The organism is Hyphomicrobium sp. MC8b, assembly GCF_905067615.1.
GTDB lineage: Bacteria > Pseudomonadota > Alphaproteobacteria > Rhizobiales > Hyphomicrobiaceae > Hyphomicrobium_B.
Window position 1 is genome coordinate 4,000,070 of the sequence record NZ_LR898465.1, and the last position, 17,043, is coordinate 4,017,112.

A 17,043-nucleotide genomic window follows, 5' to 3' on the forward strand; every position below is an offset into this window, starting at 1 on the left:
ATCGCTAGCGCGAGCCGCTGGCTTTATCGTCTGGTTCTTTCTCCCAGCCAAACACCGAGAGACCACCGTAGTCCGGCGAACGCGCACGCTCACGGGCGATGTGCACTTCGAGGGATGGGCCGCGTGCTGAGCTTTCGAGCCGCCGGGCTTGATCGTCGAGGCGTTTCAGCGCCGCGAGCATTTCGGTGTTGCCAAGCTTCGCTTTCTGCATCGCCGATTTCAGCACGGTGATCGTTTCGTCGTAGACCTTGACCGGAACAGGGAACGGTTGGCGATCCTTGCCGCCGAGCGCCAGGGAAAAGCGACCCGGATCCTGAAAGCGATAAGGTGCGCCGTGAACAACTTCAGCGACCATCGCGAGCGACTGCAGCGTTCGCGCGCCGACACCGGGCGTCAACAGTAGTTCCGGAAAATCGACAGGCCCACGCTCGGCCGCGGCCGCCAATGTGGCGTGCAAGCGACGGGTGAATACGTCGCTCGAACGGACGTCGTGATGCGCGGGCATGACGAGGTGCGGCAGCGATAGCTGGGCTGACGGCGCTTCGGGCGGCATTTCCGTCTGCAGCTCTTTCACGATCCGGTCAGGACCTAAATGCGCGAGCAGATCAAGCTGCGCGGCACGCGATTTTTCCGCTCTCCGATCCGTGAGATTTATGATCTCGCCTTGCTGCGGCCCTTCGATCGCGGCATGCGGCTGATCGACGAAGCTTGCCAGTGCGCCAGAGTGCCAATGGTAGCGCCGGGCTTGGCGTCTCTCTCCATTCATGCCTTGCTGCACGACCGTCCAGCGGCCTTCGCGCGTGACGAAAAAGCCGTGAAGATAAAGATCGAAACCGTCCTGGACTGCGGCGCTATCGACTTTCGCAACGAGGCGGCTGGCGCGGGTCAGGCCTTGCGCATCGAAGCCGATGCGCTCGCCGAGCAGGTTCAGTTCATCGGGCGTTCGCCGCGAATGCCGGCCACGGCCGCCGCAAACATAGATGCCCAGATCGTCCTTGAGCGGCTCCAGGCCGCGTTTCAAGGCGCCAATGACGCTCGTGGTGATGCCCGAGGAATGCCAATCCATTCCCATGACCGCACCGAACGACTGAAACCAGAAGGGATGTGCCAAACGGCCGAGCAACTCGTCTCGGCCGTAATGCTCAACAATCGCCTGACAGATGACGGCGCCGAGCGTGGCCATACGCCCCGCGAGCCACGCGGGAACGCGTCCGGTATGAAGTGGAAGATCAGCGCTTCCTGTGCGACGAGCCATGGAATCGTCATCGCATGTTCGTTCGCCGACCGTCAAACGTCAGATGCAGGCGTCAGACGCGTGACCGCGAATCGCCCTGCGCATCGTTTTTGGGGAAAAGCGATAAAACGGGACGGCGCGTTTCGCTCCGCAGATAATGCACGGTCGGAGCGGGGCGCTGCGTCGCGGATACGTCCGACAGATCCAAATCGCGAATCGCGCGCTGAAAAGCGGCTTCGTATTTCGCCTTTTTTTGCATACGGGACGCGCGGGCCCGACGGGTGAATTCGCCCAGCTTCATACATCGATCCTGTGTTGTAAGGGTCCAATCGGAGCACCGGCGGGACATGCTCGCCGGTGCTCCTTACATGGGCGGAGCCTATCGCTCCGTCCGACGATGCTAACGCGCTATCCGCCGACTCGTTCCACACGTTTGTGCAGGCAGCACTTCAACGCCGACTACTGCTCATCACACGATGAACCGACATTGATGAACCGCCATGGAAGGCAGGGCGCAGTGCTGTCGGACCGATCGAACTCGGCCGGAGCGATGTCGAAACCAACTTTGGCGAGACGATCGAAGAAGACCGTAGCGAGCGCATGAATGTTGAGGCGCCGACTGCGGGCGGATCAGATGTCATCGACTCAACCGGGCTTGAGTTGATCACGGCGGCGGTGCCGATCAATGGTGCCATGGAATTCGAACTTGAAGTCGTCGCGACGCGCCGGTTCGACAATGATCTCTCGAACCCAGCTCCACTCAGTGAGGAAAGAAATGATTGCGTAGCCGTCGGCTCGGAGATTATCGCTGGATAGACGCTCGTCGACGTGGGCGGCGAGATCGATGACCCAAGCGATGGCAACGTCGTCGACGTCGTGCCCTGCACAGCATTGAGCGATACACCGGCTGCAGTCGGCGCCAATTGCGTGACGTCGGGGCTGAGTAACACCGACTCCGAGCTCGTTGGATCGATCTCCAACTGCAGCGGACTCGGGGCCGATGGGTCAACGCGGTTGTCCTCGATCGGTGCCTGGACAAACGTTGACGGCACTTCCGAACTCGACTGTACGGCAGCGGCGCTCGACGGTTGCTGGTTTTGTCCTGTGATGGGATTTGGCTGCGTCGGGGTCAACGGACTGCTGGTATTGGGATTAGTCGGCGTCAGCGGGCTCGACGTATCCGTCTGAGACGGCGGCAGTGGGGTTGTCGTCTGAGTCTGAGTTTGCTGGGTTGCGTCCTGAGCGGACGCGGCTACGGGGGCAAGTGCGACGGTCAGCACGCTCACAAATGTTGCGAAAGATTTCTGCATAAACGGCGTCCTCGTGTTCCCACCCGAAATAGGAACAAGGGCGAATATTGCCCAGTTCCCAAGGGACAGCGCAGCCCCGCGGAAATCCGATGGCTGCCATCGGCATAGGCCGATCAGCCGATGACAATTCTCATATCCGAGTGAAGGGCGCGACCAATTGGTCTTGTCGCTCACTGCCCATGAACCGCCCTCGCTTCGATGAGTTGTTATCGCGAACGGTCGACCATCGAGGGACGTGATATTTTGACGAACGATTTATCGGCATTTGCCAAGCATCCTTATCGTTTCATTGCCGATATCATTCGCGGGTATCGGTGGTCTCACTTGGCGATTCTCCTCTCCGTAATCGCCGCGGTGACGTTTTCGGTTTCGACGCAATATGGCGTCAAAAAACTCGTCGATGCGCTTTCCGATCCGACGAAACATCAAACTGTCTGGGCCGCTTTCTTTCTTCTCATTGCATTCATTGCCGCCGACAATCTGTCTTGGCGGCTTGCGGCGTGGCTGGGGCACTCGACGTTTACAGGCGTTACTGGCCGTGTCCGTCGGAAGCTTTTTCGGCACCTGACAGGGCACGCGCCAAGCTTCTTCCACGGTCGCGCACCGGGCGCTCTGACGAGTCGCATAACCGCGACTTCTAATGCGCTCTACACCACGGAAAGCATGGTGACATTCAATGCCCTGCCGCCGCTGATCGCGACGGTTGTCTCAATCATCTATTTGACGACAGTCAGCGTCGCGATGTCCCTCACTCTTACGGCCATCGTCGGCGTCGTGGTGGTGATCATGTTCTATTGGGCCGCGCGAGGGACACCGCTGCACCACGCTTATGCGCGTGAGGCTGCAAACGTTGACGGCGACATGATCGACGTCATCTCCAACATCTCCGTCGTCAAATCGTTCGGGCGCATGCGCAGCGAACATCGCCGCCTTGGCGGCGTTATCAGCCGCGAAATCCGTGCACGCAAAGACAGCCTCTACTTTCTGGAACGGCTGCGGATCTTCCACGCGCTCACGACAGCCGTTTTGACGTCGTGCGTGCTGGCGTGGTCGATCGCGCTTTGGCAGGCCGGCCGAGCAACGCCGGGCGACGTCATTCTGGTCTGCACGCTGGGTATTTCCATCCTCAGCGCAACGCGCGATCTCGCCGTGGCACTCGTCGACGTGACGCAGCATCTCGCCCGCTTTTCCGAAGCGCTACGGACGCTACTCATCCCGCACGAACTGCCGGTCTACGCGTCGGCGAAGCGTGAGGCGACGACGCACGGCACCGTCGAGTTCCGCGATGTCGGCTTCGCCTATCCGGATGGCAAAGAGGTTTTCTCGTCGTTGAACTTCAAGATCGAGCCGGGCGCGCGCGTTGGCATCGTCGGACCGTCCGGCGCCGGAAAGTCGACGATCTTTGCTCTGATGCAGCGATTCTACGATGTACAGCATGGCGCCATTCTGATCGATGGCGAGGTCAGCGCGACGCTTCCTGACGACGCCTTGCGCAAGACAATCGCTGTCGTGCCGCAGGACATCAGCCTCTTTCATCGCTCGCTTCGGGACAACATCCGCTACGGCCGGCCCGATGCGAGCGATGAAGAGGTCTTAGCCGCGGCTGAAATGGCGCGATGCCTGAGCTTCATCGAACAACTTCCAGATGGGCTCGATACCGTTGTCGGCGATCGCGGCGCGAAGCTGTCCGGCGGCCAGCGGCAGCGGATCGCGATTGCCCGCGCCTTCCTGAAGAATGCGCCCGTGCTGCTCCTTGATGAAGCAACGTCGGCGCTCGACACGCATTCCGAAGAACTGATCCGGGAAGCGCTGACGACGCTTATGCGCGGTCGCACTGTCATCGCTATCGCGCATCGACTTTCGACGCTGCGCAACTTCGACCGCATTATCGTGATTCAAAATGGAAAGATCGTGCAGGACGGGACACCGGCGTCGCTGATCAGCAAGGCGGGGGCGTACAAATCGCTTGTCGATCTTGAAGTTCGCCGCTTGCAAACGGCAGCGGCGTAAACCGCGCACTCGGACGCCGATGTTCAGCTCAAGCCAAGACGACTTTGGCGCCGCCACGGCAATTGGTAACGTCAATCGTCACGACGCCGTGGTGGCGACGTAAGACGAAATCGGCAGAGCCTTCGCCCGCTCGAATGTTGCGCAGCTCAATTTCTCCGGCTCGAAGCGGCAAGCGCGGTGAGCGCAACGTGACGGTGCGCGATGCGCCATCGATTTCGAGGCCCATCAGCGAGCTGACCATATGGAGCATGGCACCACTGGCCCAGGCTTGCGGCGAACACGCAACGGGATAAAGAATCGGTGCGCGTCCCGGCCGACGGCGAAAGCCGCAGAACAACTCCGGCAACCGGCCTTGCGACATCTTCAGCGCGGCGTCGAGCAACCCGTCGAAAATCGGCTCGATGCGCTCCGTCTGTCCGTAGCGCGCAAAGCCAGCGCCGATCATGGCGTTGTCGTGCGGCCAGATTGAGCCGTTGTGGTAGGACATTGGGTTGTATCGCGCTTCGGTAGTCGCGATCGTGCGAATGCCCCAACCGGAAAAGAAACCTGGCGACAACATCTGCTGGACGACACTGCAGGCGCGATCGGGAGATGCTATGCCCGTGCTCAGCATGTGGCCGGCGTTGCTCGAGCGGATCGCGACGCGTTTCTTGGCACCATCGAGCGCGATGGCATAGGTGCCGATTTCCGGCGACCAAAATTCCTTTTCAAATCTCTGCTGAAGCATGGCGGCTTGCGCACGAAGATTTTCTGCGAGTTCGCGATGTCCAAGAATATCCGCCATTCGCGCCGCGGCGATCTTGGCGGCATAGACGTAGCCCTGAACCTCGACGAGCGCGAGCGGGCCTTGCGCGAGCGAACCATCAGAGTTGAAGACGGAATCGTGGCTGTCTTTCCATCCCTGGTTCGCTAACCCCGCTTCGGTTTCCCGCGCGTATTCGACGAAACCGTCACCGTCGGGATCGCCCGGACCGTCGATCCATTCGAGCGCCTTCAGAATGGCCGGCCAAAGCTCATTCAGGATCTTCGTGTCGCCTGTGACGCCGACGTAAGCTCCGGCAAGGACGACGAACAGCGGCGTGGAATCGACGCTGCCATAGTAAAGGCCAAACGGAATTTCGCGCAGCGCTGCCATTTCGCCGTTTCGCATCTCGTGCAAAATTTTTCCCGGTTGCGCGTCGGCTGCTGCGTCGTGCTCGACTGCCTGATAGCGTGCGAGACGACGCAGGACGCCGCGCGCGATCGAAGGGTCGAGCCACAGCACCTGCAGCGCCGTAATGAGCGCATCGCGTCCGAACGTTGTCGAATACCAGGGCGTTCCGGCATAGGGATATGGGCCATCCTCCGTTTCCGTGACCAGAAGCCGAAGATCAGCGAGCGCGCGGGACAGCACCTGATCCAATTCCGAATTGGATACGCGTATGCTTGCGGCCTCCAGCTCGATGCGGCGCTGCGCGCGATGAGCATCGCGCAAACCTTTGACGTAGGAGCACGGCGGCTGCTTGCGATCCGTTCCGGCGCTTGCTGTTATGAAGACGCGTTTGGATTGCTTGGCCGGAATGTGCAGATGAAAGAAGGCCGAGGTCTCTTTCAGAGATGCCGGCTCGGGATCGACATGGATCGTCGTTTGCCGCACGACGTTGTCCAAGCCGGAGTAAACAAAGCGGACCGAGTTCGGCGCATCAACGACGCGCTTGACACTGCCGCGTTTCTCCCGGCGCATCCCACGCACTTCAAAAATATCCGCAAAGTCGGCATCGAAGATAAGCGACACCGGCAGCATCAAATCGACGTTGGAGTGATTGGTGAAGACCAAACGCTGACGCAGGGCCGCTTCTCGCACGTACGTCGTCCGAAAGACGTGGACGACATCCTTGTGAAGCCAGAGCGTGCCTTCGGCGAAGACGTCGGTGTTGGTCAGATCGCAGCACAGCTGCAGGTCCTTGCTGTCCAGCGTTGAACCGAGCAGCAAAGGCGAATGGCGCGCAATCAGCAGCTCAAGCCGCGACAAATACCGCGTATCATTGAAAAAGAAGCCGTCGACGTGATTGCCGAATGCGCCAACATCGCCGTGCGTATCGACGACGGCGAAAGCATCGTCATGCTTTAGCGTTTCGTGCGTGCGCGGAGAGCTATCCGCTTCCGCATGAATCCGTTCGATCTCGTTTTCATCATGATCGGACTGCCGTGATGGCGCGACTGCCATCGAACCACTCCCTTCCGAAGATATCGCGCCACTCTTACAATCGCAGACGCTCCTCAATGAGCATAGTAACGATCACATCAATTGACGAGTGTTTCCTGCCCTATTGCGACGTCGTCGCCCCGCACCGGCACCAACGCGCGATCTGTTTCCGCGAAGGCGCGGGCGTAAATATCGACGTAATTCATCGCCATCGAGGCAGCGGTGAAGCGCTCATCAAATTGTTGGCGAACGCGAACGCGGTCGAGCGCGAGAACACGCGGCAGCGCGGCTATCGCGCTTTGAACGTCTTCGACGACAAACCCCGTAACACCTTCGTCGATGACCTCGCGAACCGATCCGCGATTGAATGCCAAGATCGGCGTTCCACAAGCCATAGCCTCGATCATGACCATGCCAAAAGGTTCTGGCCAATCGATCGGGAACAGCAAAGCCGAAGCTTCGCCTAGGAATTTCGCCTTATCGCAATCACCGATCTCGCCGATGAATTGGATGTCGTCGCCCTGCAGCAGCGGCTTGATGACCTGCTCGAAATATTCGACGTCGACGGCATCGACTTTGGCGGCGACCTTCAGCGGAAAGCCGACGGCGCGGGCGATCTCGATGGCGCGATCCAAGCGTTTTTCCGGAGAAATGCGTCCAATGAACGCGAGATAGCCGCCGCGCGGATTGAATGTCGGCTGATAGAGCTCCTGTGGAATGCCATGATAGATCGTGGCGGCGAAGTTCGCATAAGGGATCGGTGAGCGCTGCGAATCCGAAATCGATATGAGCGGCATTTCCGGAAATGCGCGATAGAGCAATTGCAGGTCGGGCAGATCCTGGCGACCGTGCAAGGTCGTGATCGTTTTGTCGGCGATAGAACGAAAGAGCGGAAACTGAAATTGATCGATATGAAAGTGGATGACGTCGAAACGGGACGCCAGTCGGCGAACCTTATCTATCATCATCATGTAATAGGGCAGCGGATCCCTAACGTTAGGATCAGAACGGAGCGCAACATCGCAACACGGGATGAGGTTGGCCGCCGTAACGGAATCGCCACTGGCGAAAAGCGTGACGTCATGACCTTGCGCCACGAGCTCTTCCGTTAAATACGAAGCAATACGTTCGGTTCCGCCATAAAGCTTCGGCGGAACGCTTTCGATAAGGGGAGCGACTTGCGCAATTTTCATTGATTTCGGCCCTTGTCTCGATCCGGAAGTTGAACGCAGCCCCACGGCTATCGTTCCCCTGTTCCCGTGCGACTCGATGTTCGAAAAAGTGTTCAGAACCGGTTCAGGGCCATCGCCGCACACATCGCACATTCGTTGGCCGAGTTCCGTGCTCGTCAAAGCAGACGGCGGCGAGCCAGCGAAGATTGCGGAAGGCGGCATTGCTCAAATGATGCGATAGTCATGACGTTGCCATGGTTTCAGATTGAAGAGAGCACACCATTCCGATTGAGGAGCTGTAATGAGAATAGGAAAACTTGCGGGGGCCTTTGCCGTCTTCCTGACGCTGGGCACCGCGGCTGCTGAGGCCTCGCCAGGCTACTCCACGGCAAACGTCAACATGCGGACCGGGCCGGACACGGAATTTCCGAGTGTCGGCGTCATTCCGGAAGGTGCGCCCGTCGACGTCCGCGGTTGTCTGCGCGATGAATCGTGGTGCGATGTGATATGGGGTCCCAATCGCGGCTGGGTCTACAGCGAGTACCTCGGCTTCGACTACCGCGGACAGACGACGCTCTTGCCGGATGTCGGCGTGGCAGCGTTCGGCATTCCCGTCGTGGCATTCGTAGCGTCGGACTATTGGAACCGCTATTACGTCGGCCGCCCATGGTACGCTGACAGAGCACGGTGGTTTGGATTCCGGGTCCACGGGCGTCCCGGCTGGCGCGCACCGCCTCCGGGTCCCCGTCACGCCGGTTGGTGGCGTTCCGGCTATCGCGCTCCGGGTGGCATGAAGCCGCCGCCGGGTGCAGGCTGGCACCGTCCGCCGGGAAACTGGGGTAATGGACCGCGTCACGACGGCCCGCGCAACGACGGCCCTCGGCACGATGATCGCCGCCATGATGATCGTCGACCCGACGATCGCCGCTAACGCCCATCATCAGAAGAAAACAAAAGCACTCGGAAGATTGTCTCTTCCGAGTGCTTTTTTTGATACTGCCGAGACAGCTAGTACTTGCGCAGATTCCGATTTCTCGCCGTCGGATCGATGAAGTTCGGATCGTACTCGCGTCGAATCGGCTTCGGATACGTCGATTTCGTCGACGACGTCGCGGAACTGGAAAGACCTGCACCGGGCAGACTCGACGGTGGAACTCTGACCATCGCGGGATTCGTATCCGACTGTCTTTGATTGAAACGCATCTGCGCGCATGCCGGTCCGGCAAGCGCGACGGTTATCGAAAAGAATAAAATCGCTCGTTTCACGTCGTTCCCCTCCACCCCTTGCTGCGGCTGTTTACGGGGGTACTAGATTTCCCCGTTCTCGGAGAGCCGCGATTCACTCGGGGAGGACTTCTGGTCGGGAATGTGGCTCAGACGTGGCGATTGCCAGGCTGCCGGGAATAGTACCCCTTCTATCGCTCCAATAAACGTCGGTCTGAGAAGAAATTCGGCCTTTCTGTTGCCGCGCTTGCATTCCCAAATGCTGGGCGGGGAGCATGGGAACGAACGATGACGCCCATTGCATCTAGGTTATTGCTGACAATTGCCTTCGCGGGCTGTCAGGCCGCCCAGGCACTAGCCGACGACGCCCTTCCCCTGACGTCGTTCGATACTGCGCTCCCTGCTTTCGTGCCGAATTCAGGACGCGGAAATTTCACCACGGCGCTCAACGACAATCGCGCGTCGGCGACAGCGGCGCGGCGCGCTGCCGAAGCCTTAAGCGCGAAGTTTACCGACATCACGACAAATTCGATCGCGAAAGACGATTCGCCTCCGACAACCACGCCCGCTCCGGCTCCGGCTCCGGCAGCAAAGCCGACGCCCCCTGCGTCGGTCCAGGCACACGCGCCTGTGGCGGCTGTCGATCCGCCCCACATCGTCACCACGAACAGCTCGCGATCCTTCGTGCTCGCATCACGACAGGCCGACGGCAACAGCAAAGCGAGCGCATCATCAAGACGGCGCTTGACGACAAATGAAAAACGACATCGCGTCCCGCGTGCCGTCGCCGCGCAAACGGACGAAACAGGCAAGGGAACTGCAGAGGGTCAGAAGGGATCGGAAAAAGACCTCGCGGCGATCGGCACGAAAGTCGGCTTCCTCGATCTCCTGACCAATCCGTCACTGTGGTCGTCGTCTTTTGGAGCGAAGCCGTGATCGGCGATCCGCGCGGGGCGGGGCGGGACGCGGATGTCTGAGGTGCCAAAGACGGCCTGATGCAGTTTCCGGGCGTCACGCTCGCCACGATCTGCGAGCGAGAAAACACGCTCGACAATGTCGTCGGTTGCGAGATCGAGGCGACGCGTTCGTGCCTGAGCCAGAATATCGTTCAAGATGCGAACGAGAGATTTCAACTCATCCGAGCTGTAACAGCCGTGCATGCGAAAACTTCCAAAGCCCGTTTTGCTCGCCGAATCATCCCGGAGAGCGTCTTTCGAGCGCGGTTCCACGACCGGCTCCGTCACACAAAACGCGAATGGATAACCGCGGTTCCGTTGCCAGCGATAACGATGATTTCATTTGGCAGGGCGGGACCGCCCCCGAGTCCGCCGCGTAACACTTGTGGCGGCAACCGGCGTCCTATGGCCGCAATGGGTGGTGAAATTGTGCATGCGCTAAAGACGAAGGCGCCCAATGCATGCCAGCATGGAGTCGGTCTGAACTTCTGTGGCTGATGCGGAAGGTGAGCAGATGGGAAATCTGGTTCTTCTAAGTGGTGAACGCGCAAAGAAAGAGTTGGAGGAAAAGCAACGGCTGATTGTCGGACTCAAAGAGCTGCTTGCCCGCGCTGAGTGCGGAGAGCTTAAGGCAATCTGCTATGCGAGCGTCGATGCGGACGGTCAGAACGTCACGCTGGGCATTCTGCAAGACGACAAGACGGGCCTTCACGAGCTGATCGGCCTATCGCAGATGCTGAGCGACGCGATCCTGCAAAGCGCGCGCGACTAAAGCGGTCGATCGACGACCCACGTACGGTCCGGCTCTTCATCGGGCCGACGTCACATGACGAAAGAAAGTTGCCGATGTTTCGGCAACGATATGAATGCTCGTTCCATTCGAGATTAAAACAGGTGCGAGGCTTCAGCCGCGCACCTGTTTTTGTAGCTTAGCTGACGTGCTTCTTGGCCGGCTTCTTGGAAGCGACGTGCTTCTTCGTGTGCTTCGAGGCAACGTGCTTCTTCGTCGTCTTTTTGGAGGCGACATGCTTCTTCGCGGTGTGCTTCGTCGCGACGTGCTTGTGCGCAACGTGTTTCGTGGCGACATGCTTCGTGGCGTGATGATGATGGTGGACCGGCTTCGTGGCTTCTGCCGCATTGGCAACGCCAGCACCGAGCATCGTGGCAACAGCGGCGACTGCCGCGATCAGGGTCTTGTTCATCGTGGGCTCCATAGGATTTGCAACGTCTGCTGACATTGCCTGATGCCCTCTGGTACCCTGTTCTTGCTGTCATCAAGATGAACAAAACAATCGATTCGCTATACGTTTTCGTAAGGAGCCCGACTGCCGGTGGCCAGCTCGCGCGCTTTTGGTTGTAGCTCGGCGCATAGCGAATTTTGCGCATGTAGACTTGACCGCGGTGACCCAAATCAGATTGCTTAACACACGCCGACAGCAGCGCGTGTGCTGAGTAGTTGTTGCCCCTGGATCTACAGGGTCAACCTCTACCCCGGAGGTGTCATCGGCAGCAGACAGAACCGCGCCGTCCCCAAATGGTTCTGTCCATTGAGCGACAAGCTCAAGAAGAGAGCGGTTTCCAATGCCGCTCTCTTCTGCATTTTCAGGGGCATTTTCGACTTTTCGGAACCCACCGCCGACATGAGCCGTTACGCTCTCCATAGACGTATGGAGGACGTACTCATGACGATTGATCATGATCACGATTTCATTGACGTCGCCGACGAAGCTGATGCGCGCCGGGCGGCGCGGATCGTGTCGCTGATTGGCCTGCTGGGCGTGCTGGTTCTCGGCGTCGGGCTGATTTCGTTGTTGATGTATGGGCGCATATTGACGGACAGCGACGTCACCGAGCTGACCGCGCGACCGGCCATAACTGTGCCGCAGGCACCCTCAGTTCCTCAGCCTCATGCGGACTGACAGCAATCGCAAGAGAGATTGGCAGGGAGATTGGCCATGGCCTTCTGGCATGAAAACAGGACGCTCGATGACTTGGTGCGGACCAGCGATCGTACGCTCAATGTGCTGGTGATCGTGCTACTGGCCGCTTTTGCGCTCGGTTCCGGCGCCTATTACTACGGCCAGATGAATCCTCGGGTCGAGACATCGGCCACGGGCATCGGCTCAGATGCGCCTCCTCCTGCCAGTCAGCCGAGATAGCGGAATAGGAAACATCGTCTCGTTTTGATTCGCGTATTCGCGACGCGGAAACCGTCGCGCATAAATAACTGGGGCGCTTGGACACTCTATAGGCCGACGGCAATATCTTTCGCCGACACTTCCGACGAGATCTGCCTTCCAACCGGAGAGATGTCGTGAAGAAAATCGCAATCGTTGCCGCTACAGCGTGCCTTCTCGCTGCAGATGCGGCAGCGGCTGGTCCGTTCGCTCTTGGCGGGCTTGCGCATCCGGGATTGGCTCAGAAAACCCAATGGATCCGCAAGAGCTGGCGCGGCTATAGCGGACCGCCGTACGGCATCGAATATTCCCGCGCCTATAGCTACGCCTTCAACTCGAGCTACTACGAATCCGGCTACGCTGGCTGCAGAGGCGTTCAGCACATGTGCGCCAGTCGGTGGGGATGGGTCGGACACGCCTATCGCCGCTGCCTTTCCAACCATCGTTGGTGCTAATGCCGCCGACGGTATGGTCCGGCATTTCGCCGCCGAACCCGACCTAACAAGCCTGCAAAATCAAACCGCCTTATCGTCTCCAACGTCATAACATCCTCACGTCGCGACGCGCATTTGCGCGATTTTGCGGCCGTCAAGGCTTATGTTTTGAAATAAATTGTGTGTTGCGATAGCGGCACCCCTGTGGTGGGATTGGGGCGGAAAGTTTGAGCGGACCTCGGGGGTTCTCTCTTAAAAATCGCAGTGGCGACAGTTGCGTTTCGTATGCGCTCGGCTGAAGGGCCGGGCGGTAGTGGGATAGCTGTTGCCGATCGAAAAGATGGGACAAGAGCGATGACTGTTACCCGCCAGTCCGAGGACAAAATTAACGCGCGCGAAGAGGGATTGCTCCCTTTGTGCATCCTTGGATTTATCGCCGTCACGGTTGTGATCGGGTGGCGCCTGTTCGATCACGAGAGGCCGAACATGCCCCGTGCAACTGTGATGATGGACGCTGGCACGCCCCGCGGATAGGCGTTCTTAGCGAAAGGCCGATTGGCCTCAAGGATGGTCGCCGTCGTAATGGGCGACATCCGTGTACATGATATAGCGGCCAGCAACGAAGCCGATTGCGATCAAAATACAAGCGACGGTAAGGATCTTTACGTGGCGATGCATGGTGCCTCGTGCTGGGCGTTGGCGTTGAACGGCCGACCGTAGCAGATCCCTCGCCTTTTTGTCTTAAGGCTTTCTTCGAGCGTGACATAGGTCGGCGACACAATTGCCGCTGCCGTGGCGCACCATTTCAGGCTTCGGAAAACACGCGGGACTTGATCGGGCGAATGGTGGTCGAGGAGCCGCGAATACCGGGCCTTGGGCGATAATCGGCGAAGCCCTCCAGCCGTGTGCGGCGTTCCGGATAGACGACGTCGGCCGCCTTTATCCCGAACTGGGCAAATTCCGAGGGCTGCAGGCTGTTTGCCGAGAAGACGACGGGCACCTTAAGGACCTTCACAGCATCGTAGAAATCAAGCGTGTCGGTCTCAACGCTGAACTCGATAATGACGGTTCCCGCTTTTGCGGATCGCATGAACGCCAAGGCGGCGGAGAAGGCCTCGAACGCATAAGCGCGGCCTTTGGCAGCTTCACTCAAGCGCCCGGAAATTACGATTGCTTTGAGGTCATCCCCCACCGCTACCCCGCGTTTATCAAACTTCCTTGCTCATTAGATCCCGCGCCAGTCTAACCGGGTGGCCACGACGGCCAATTCACGATCCGCACAGTTAAGCAAATAACTGTGGGCCGATTGTGGATAGATCGGCCATAAACCCGCTCCGCGCCGGAAAACGGCGGGCGTCTTGTGGAACGCGCGACGTGCGTGCTCTCGCAATTCCCAGTATTCGCCGCTCATTGAACGGCGGCCAGAGACGCCCCTATTGTTCGCATGCGCAGCAAATCCGCTCGCTGCCGCGAAAAACAACTCGGCGTTTTGCTGGCGCTTTCGATAGTATTCACAATGCGTGGGAACGAGGCATACTGATTGCACGTTGGGTAGAAAGGCCGCCGACGTGTGAGCTGTGCGTCATGTTTCGAGACAATGTAATCTGGGTCGATTTTCGCCTGTCAAAAGACATTCGTGCCAGACAGGTCCTGTCGTTCGCCGAGCGTATGAAGGCAAGCTCGGATCAGACGCAGCAATATCTGCAAATATCACAAAGCGCTCTCGACGTTATTCGGATGATGTTGGAACGCGACCCGCACACGCCGCGGCGGTCGTGATTTAGGATGCCTGCGGATTATTCGATCCAAAGCGGCATTTCACGGGTAACGTTGGACTTCGGTAACGATCAGCGGCCGATCAATGGAGGCGAAAATGGCTCTGCGGGCAGATCCGCATTCTTCCAAAGCCGAAACGCGCATTCCGGATCGGCAAATCGACGACGACGCATTTGAAAGTGCGAACAACGTCGGCTCAAGCTTGCCGATGATGCTCTTGGGGGCTGCATTCGGTGTGGCGCTGCTCGGCGTAATTATTCGGCTGGGATATCCCGGCACGGTGACGACCGTGGCAGACCAGACATTGGATCGCCCGGTGTCGAGCGCTCCGAACGCAGCCGGCTTACCGTCAGCGCATTAGATCCGGACGAGAAAGCCAAAACGGCCTTCCGCGCGTTTTCCTCACCGAAACGGCGCGAGATCGCCGTAAAAAATTGCGAGAAGTGATTGGTTGCGGGGGCCAGATTTGAACTGACGACCTTCAGGTTATGAGCCTGACGAGCTACCGGGCTGCTCCACCCCGCGTCACCAAAAAACGCAAGGTCTTCAAGACATATGCGCTTTGCCGGATAAACAATGCCGCTCGTTGGAGCGGCAGGAGGGGCCGTATAGCACAAAAAAAACGTCTGGGAACCCCCAACGTCGAAATTCTTCGGCATCCTGTTGAGAAGGCCCGAATTACGGGCCTCGCGCGCACCTGCGCCAATCGCTCAGTGATGGCACAGGCTTGTTGAGCCGCCGTCTGACGAGGCTCAGGGGAAGTGCTGAAGCCGCAGCGTGTTGACCGTCAGACCCGATTGGTCGAGCGCCTGGGCGATGAGGTACGTTGGCGTATCCCGACGCTTCGGCTGGTAGCTGGCGGGCTGCACACTGGCTGCCTGCCGATGCGTCGCGCGGTGTGCCGTCCGACTGGACTTTGCGGATCTAACCGCCTTCGCCTGATGATGGTGACGCTGGCGATGCTCCATCGCGCGTCCGAGATTGCCTCCCAATCCCATATAGCCCGTCGACCAGCCCCCGGTTAGGGCCAAGGAAGCGGCGTCGCTGAGGCTCTGCGCGACACCAGCCTGAGCGCCTGAAAGCGAAAGCGCGGCGGACAAGACGAGAGTGGGGAAAAGCCGGGGTATCTTCACGGGTTCAATCCGATATGAAAGAGATGTCCATTGATTTCGAGTCCGCAGTGTTTCGGTTAACAAAAGATTAATTTCAATTCATTTCAATACAATTGGGCGACAAATTTCATTTTTTTTGATTCAGCCATTATTCTCGGCTCCATTTCGCTCTAACCCACAATCTGAGATTCCAGGGGCGTTCCCGCTCCCGTTATGGTTTTTGCAATTTGGACACAAACTGATTACCGACTGCGATTGGCCACAAAGAAAAGCAGCAGCAATATAATTCCGATTGCGGTGCCCGTTGCGGCCGTCGTCGACCAACCGCCCCAATGCAATGTAATTGTTCCGAGCACTGATCCGATAGCGCCGCCAACGAAATTGATCGTCATATAAATCGCATTTACGCGGCCGCGTACTTCCTGAGGCACGGAGAAAATTATGCGCTGGCTCGTGATCTGATTGGTCTGAATAGCAGCATCAAAAAGAATCGTGACTACGACAAGGGCTGCGAGCCATTGCCAAGCGACCGCCAAATCCGCCACGTAACAGGTGAGAGCAAGCACCGACATGGCGCCGATCGTCATGATGCGCGTATAGCCGCGGTCGGCAAAGCGCCCCGCAATCGGCGCAGCCAACGCACCGCCGGCACCTGCCAATGCAAAAAGCGCGATGCTCTGCTGGCTCATACCGAATTGATCGGCGAGCATGATCGGGGCTGCCGTCCAGAACATGTTAAATGCAGTGAACATCAGCGCTTGATACAACGCCCGCTCGCGCAGGATCGGCATGCTGCGAAACAAGCCGACCATCGACTGCAGAATATGGAAATAATGCTTGCCGGTTGCCGGGCGATGGCTCGGCATTATTCGAAATAGCGTCGAACCGATCGCGATCATCAATATCGCCGAAAACCAAAAGACTGCGCGCCAACCGAAATGCGCCGAAATGAAAAGCGCGGCCGGGCGCGCCAGCATGATGCCGGTCAAAACGCCGGCCATCACATTGCCGACGATGCGGCCTCGCTTGGCCTCGGGAACGAGATGGGCGATGAATGGCAGGAGAACTTGCGCTGCCGTCGAGCACACTCCGACAATGAACGACGCCACAAAGAACGGAAGCGCGGATTCTGACGTGGCCGCGCCGACAAGACCTACCGTTGTCAAAGTCAGAAGCGTCAGGACCAGGCGCTTGTTCTCGACGAGATCGGCCAGCGAGACGAGCAGAAACAAGCCAACGCCGTACCCGATCTGAGTGATACTCGAGATCGACCCCGCAAGATCGGGCGTAATGTGGATCTCTTTGCCGATCTCTGCGATCAACGGCTGCGCATAATAGAGATTGGCGACGAGCGCTCCGGCAGCAATCGCAAATATCGTGATGAGCGTAGCCGAAGGCTCGGCGGTGCGCTTGTCTTTCGTCTGGACATTCAAAGGACAACTCGCTGATATCA

General features: G+C 58.6%; 18 protein-coding genes and 1 tRNA gene. 10 read left to right on the forward strand and 9 right to left on the reverse strand.

Features of this window, described 5'->3' with window-relative positions; genetic code table 11:
- Window positions 1-4: 4 nt before the first annotated feature.
- Window positions 5-1,255, reverse strand: coding sequence for a DUF763 domain-containing protein (locus tag ACLB1Z_RS19140; RefSeq protein ID WP_409561257.1), 1,251 nt, complete (start codon window positions 1,253-1,255; stop codon window positions 5-7).
- Between the two features lie 52 nt (window positions 1,256-1,307).
- The gene (locus ACLB1Z_RS19145; protein ID WP_409561258.1) at window positions 1,308-1,535 is read right to left on the reverse strand and encodes a hypothetical protein; all 228 of its coding nucleotides are present in this window, start codon (window positions 1,533-1,535) and stop codon (window positions 1,308-1,310) included.
- A 299-nt stretch (window positions 1,536-1,834) separates the two neighbouring features.
- Between ACLB1Z_RS19145 and ACLB1Z_RS19150 the strand changes: the two genes are divergently transcribed.
- The 3 genes from ACLB1Z_RS19150 (at window position 1,835) to ACLB1Z_RS19160 (ending at window position 4,554) form a co-directional block, all read left to right on the forward strand.
- Window positions 1,835-2,050, forward strand: a complete 216-nt coding sequence (locus ACLB1Z_RS19150; protein WP_409561259.1) for a hypothetical protein — start codon at window positions 1,835-1,837, stop codon at window positions 2,048-2,050.
- Window positions 2,051-2,062: 12 nt separating this feature from the next.
- Window positions 2,063-2,422 (forward strand): hypothetical protein, encoded by a 360-nt coding sequence (locus ACLB1Z_RS19155; protein WP_409561260.1) that lies wholly within the window; start codon window positions 2,063-2,065, stop codon window positions 2,420-2,422.
- Window positions 2,423-2,742: 320 nt separating this feature from the next.
- On the forward strand, window positions 2,743-4,554 hold the full coding sequence (locus ACLB1Z_RS19160) for an ABC transporter ATP-binding protein (RefSeq protein ID WP_409561261.1): 1,812 nt from the start codon (window positions 2,743-2,745) through the stop codon (window positions 4,552-4,554).
- A gap of 28 nt (window positions 4,555-4,582) precedes the next feature.
- Here the strand turns inward: ACLB1Z_RS19160 and ACLB1Z_RS19165 are convergent, their stop codons facing one another.
- Together ACLB1Z_RS19165 and ACLB1Z_RS19170 are read right to left on the reverse strand one after the other, a co-directional pair.
- Window positions 4,583-6,760, reverse strand: coding sequence for a glycogen debranching N-terminal domain-containing protein (locus ACLB1Z_RS19165; RefSeq protein WP_409561262.1), 2,178 nt, complete (start codon window positions 6,758-6,760; stop codon window positions 4,583-4,585).
- 77 nt (window positions 6,761-6,837) lie between these two features.
- Window positions 6,838-7,932: a glycosyltransferase family 4 protein gene (locus tag ACLB1Z_RS19170; RefSeq protein ID WP_409561263.1), complete on the reverse strand. Its 1,095-nt coding sequence runs from the start codon at window positions 7,930-7,932 to the stop codon at window positions 6,838-6,840.
- Between the two features lie 280 nt (window positions 7,933-8,212).
- On the opposite strand from ACLB1Z_RS19170, the gene ACLB1Z_RS19175 reads away from it, so the two are divergent.
- The 3 genes from ACLB1Z_RS19175 to ACLB1Z_RS19185 all read left to right on the forward strand — a co-directional run bounded on the left by ACLB1Z_RS19175 (window position 8,213) and on the right by ACLB1Z_RS19185 (window position 10,863).
- Window positions 8,213-8,842, forward strand: coding sequence for an SH3 domain-containing protein (locus ACLB1Z_RS19175; protein WP_409561264.1), 630 nt, complete (start codon window positions 8,213-8,215; stop codon window positions 8,840-8,842).
- Between the two features lie 581 nt (window positions 8,843-9,423).
- Window positions 9,424-10,071 carry a hypothetical protein gene (locus tag ACLB1Z_RS19180; protein ID WP_409561265.1) on the forward strand — a complete coding sequence of 216 codons (648 nt, stop codon included), beginning with the start codon at window positions 9,424-9,426 and terminating at the stop codon, window positions 10,069-10,071.
- Window positions 10,072-10,605: 534 nt separating this feature from the next.
- A complete protein-coding gene (locus ACLB1Z_RS19185; RefSeq protein ID WP_013949821.1) occupies window positions 10,606-10,863 on the forward strand; it encodes a hypothetical protein in 258 nt (85 codons plus the stop codon).
- Between the two features lie 157 nt (window positions 10,864-11,020).
- On the opposite strand, the gene ACLB1Z_RS19190 is transcribed toward ACLB1Z_RS19185, so the two are convergent.
- Window positions 11,021-11,293 (reverse strand): hypothetical protein, encoded by a 273-nt coding sequence (locus tag ACLB1Z_RS19190; RefSeq protein WP_409561266.1) that lies wholly within the window; start codon window positions 11,291-11,293, stop codon window positions 11,021-11,023.
- A gap of 345 nt (window positions 11,294-11,638) precedes the next feature.
- Between ACLB1Z_RS19190 and ACLB1Z_RS19195 the strand changes: the two genes are divergently transcribed.
- The 3 genes from ACLB1Z_RS19195 to ACLB1Z_RS19205 all read left to right on the forward strand — a co-directional run bounded on the left by ACLB1Z_RS19195 (window position 11,639) and on the right by ACLB1Z_RS19205 (window position 12,723).
- The gene (locus tag ACLB1Z_RS19195; RefSeq protein WP_409561267.1) at window positions 11,639-12,010 is read left to right on the forward strand and encodes a hypothetical protein; all 372 of its coding nucleotides are present in this window, start codon (window positions 11,639-11,641) and stop codon (window positions 12,008-12,010) included.
- A gap of 36 nt (window positions 12,011-12,046) precedes the next feature.
- Window positions 12,047-12,250: a hypothetical protein gene (locus ACLB1Z_RS19200; RefSeq protein WP_409561268.1), complete on the forward strand. Its 204-nt coding sequence runs from the start codon at window positions 12,047-12,049 to the stop codon at window positions 12,248-12,250.
- A gap of 155 nt (window positions 12,251-12,405) precedes the next feature.
- The gene (locus ACLB1Z_RS19205) at window positions 12,406-12,723 is read left to right on the forward strand and encodes a hypothetical protein (RefSeq protein ID WP_409561269.1); all 318 of its coding nucleotides are present in this window, start codon (window positions 12,406-12,408) and stop codon (window positions 12,721-12,723) included.
- Window positions 12,724-13,507: 784 nt separating this feature from the next.
- On the opposite strand, the gene ACLB1Z_RS19210 is transcribed toward ACLB1Z_RS19205, so the two are convergent.
- On the reverse strand, window positions 13,508-13,894 hold the full coding sequence (locus ACLB1Z_RS19210) for a hypothetical protein (RefSeq protein WP_409561270.1): 387 nt from the start codon (window positions 13,892-13,894) through the stop codon (window positions 13,508-13,510).
- A 681-nt stretch (window positions 13,895-14,575) separates the two neighbouring features.
- Between ACLB1Z_RS19210 and ACLB1Z_RS19215 the strand changes: the two genes are divergently transcribed.
- A complete protein-coding gene (locus tag ACLB1Z_RS19215) occupies window positions 14,576-14,839 on the forward strand; it encodes a hypothetical protein (protein WP_409561271.1) in 264 nt (87 codons plus the stop codon).
- A gap of 87 nt (window positions 14,840-14,926) precedes the next feature.
- Here ACLB1Z_RS19215 and ACLB1Z_RS19220 read toward each other — a convergent pair.
- The 3 genes from ACLB1Z_RS19220 to ACLB1Z_RS19230 all read right to left on the reverse strand — a co-directional run bounded on the left by ACLB1Z_RS19220 (window position 14,927) and on the right by ACLB1Z_RS19230 (window position 17,023).
- Window positions 14,927-15,003: transfer RNA gene (locus tag ACLB1Z_RS19220), tRNA-Met, on the reverse strand.
- Window positions 15,004-15,230: 227 nt separating this feature from the next.
- Window positions 15,231-15,611: a hypothetical protein gene (locus ACLB1Z_RS19225; RefSeq protein WP_409561272.1), complete on the reverse strand. Its 381-nt coding sequence runs from the start codon at window positions 15,609-15,611 to the stop codon at window positions 15,231-15,233.
- A 221-nt stretch (window positions 15,612-15,832) separates the two neighbouring features.
- A complete protein-coding gene (locus ACLB1Z_RS19230) occupies window positions 15,833-17,023 on the reverse strand; it encodes an MFS transporter (RefSeq protein WP_409561273.1) in 1,191 nt (396 codons plus the stop codon).
- Window positions 17,024-17,043: the final 20 nt, after the last annotated feature.

Bases quoted from the DNA above. Each gene is read 5' to 3' on its own strand.
- ACLB1Z_RS19140 (WP_409561257.1), bottom strand. From the start codon at position 1,255: ATGGCTCGTCGCACAGGAAGCGCTGATCTTCCACTTCATACCGGACGC.
- ACLB1Z_RS19145 (WP_409561258.1), bottom strand. From the start codon at position 1,535: ATGAAGCTGGGCGAATTCACCCGTCGGGCCCGCGCGTCCCGTATGCAA.
- ACLB1Z_RS19150 (WP_409561259.1), top strand. From the start codon at position 1,835: ATGAATGTTGAGGCGCCGACTGCGGGCGGATCAGATGTCATCGACTCA.
- ACLB1Z_RS19160 (WP_409561261.1), top strand. From the start codon at position 2,743: ATGAGTTGTTATCGCGAACGGTCGACCATCGAGGGACGTGATATTTTG.
- ACLB1Z_RS19165 (WP_409561262.1), bottom strand. From the start codon at position 6,760: ATGGCAGTCGCGCCATCACGGCAGTCCGATCATGATGAAAACGAGATC.
- ACLB1Z_RS19170 (WP_409561263.1), bottom strand. From the start codon at position 7,932: ATGAAAATTGCGCAAGTCGCTCCCCTTATCGAAAGCGTTCCGCCGAAG.
- ACLB1Z_RS19175 (WP_409561264.1), top strand. From the start codon at position 8,213: ATGAGAATAGGAAAACTTGCGGGGGCCTTTGCCGTCTTCCTGACGCTG.
- ACLB1Z_RS19180 (WP_409561265.1), top strand. From the start codon at position 9,424: ATGACGCCCATTGCATCTAGGTTATTGCTGACAATTGCCTTCGCGGGC.
- ACLB1Z_RS19185 (WP_013949821.1), top strand. From the start codon at position 10,606: ATGGGAAATCTGGTTCTTCTAAGTGGTGAACGCGCAAAGAAAGAGTTG.
- ACLB1Z_RS19190 (WP_409561266.1), bottom strand. From the start codon at position 11,293: ATGAACAAGACCCTGATCGCGGCAGTCGCCGCTGTTGCCACGATGCTC.
- ACLB1Z_RS19200 (WP_409561268.1), top strand. From the start codon at position 12,047: ATGGCCTTCTGGCATGAAAACAGGACGCTCGATGACTTGGTGCGGACC.
- ACLB1Z_RS19215 (WP_409561271.1), top strand. From the start codon at position 14,576: ATGGCTCTGCGGGCAGATCCGCATTCTTCCAAAGCCGAAACGCGCATT.